The following is a 1065-nucleotide window of genomic DNA, read 5'->3' on the forward strand; positions in this document are numbered from 1 at the left end:
CCCGGGCGGCGCCGCGACCACGGCCCACTGCGCGAACTCCCCGGTGGCGGCGTGCTCTCCCAGCGCCCGCATCACCGGCGTCCACGGCACCACACCCACGCCCGAGTCGACCTCGACCGGGGCAGTGTCGTCGCTCGCCGTCCCCGCCACCGCCGCGAGCCCGGCCGGCGTCTCGTGCTCGAAGACGTCCTGCACCTTCAGCACCAGACCGGCGCGCCGGGCGCGTGCCACCAGCTGCATCGACATGATCGAGTCGCCGCCCAGCTCGAAGAAGCTGTCGTCGACCCCGACCCGCTCCAGGCCCAGCAACTCCGCGACCACCCGGCACAACAACGCCTCCGCCTCCGACTCCGGCTCCCGACCGGAGACCCGGCCCGCGAAATCCGGCGCCGGCAACGCTCCGCGATCCACCTTCCCGTTGCGGGTCACCGGCAAGGCATCAAGGACGACCACGACGGCCGGCATCAGGTATTCAGGCAGCACCCGCGCCACGTACTCCCGCACCTGCCGGCCATCCACCCCCGGCCCATCAGGCACCACGTAACCGACCAGGCGCCGCTCACCCGGCCGCTCCTGCGGAGCCGTCACCACGGCCTGGGCCACCGAGGGATGCGCGGCAAGGGCCGCCTCCACCTCGCCCAGCTCCACCCGGAACCCACGGATCTTCACCTGCGCATCCGCACGTCCCACGAACAGCAGCGCACCCTCATCCGTCCACCGCACGAGGTCGCCGGTCCGGTACATCCGCTCACCCGGCACGAACGGACACGCCACGAACCGCTCCGCCGACAGGCCGGGCTGCGCCCAGTAACCGCGTGCGAGTCCGGCTCCGGCGACATACAACTCACCGGTCACTCCGGGCGGCACCGGCTGAAGGAAGGCATCCAGAACAAAGGTCCGGCGCCCGGGCAGCGGACGCCCGATCGGCAACAGCGGGCCGGAGTCGTCCTCGGGGCGTATCAGATGCCAGGTCGCGCAGAGCGTGGTCTCGGTCGGCCCGTACAAGTGACGTAGCGTCACATCAGGGCACGCCTCCCGCACCCGCGCCACCGACGCGGCAGGCAC

General features: G+C 72.2%; 1 protein-coding gene. It reads right to left on the reverse strand.

Annotation, left to right across the window (positions count from 1 at the left end; all coding sequences use genetic code 11):
- Window positions 1-1065, reverse strand: a 1065-nt coding sequence (locus tag IF78_RS0142780; RefSeq protein ID WP_324617313.1) for a non-ribosomal peptide synthetase, incomplete at its 3' end; no start/stop codon positions are given.

The sequence above is a fragment of the Streptomyces bicolor genome (assembly GCF_000719285.1).
Classification (GTDB): Bacteria; Actinomycetota; Actinomycetes; order Streptomycetales; family Streptomycetaceae; genus Streptomyces; species Streptomyces bicolor.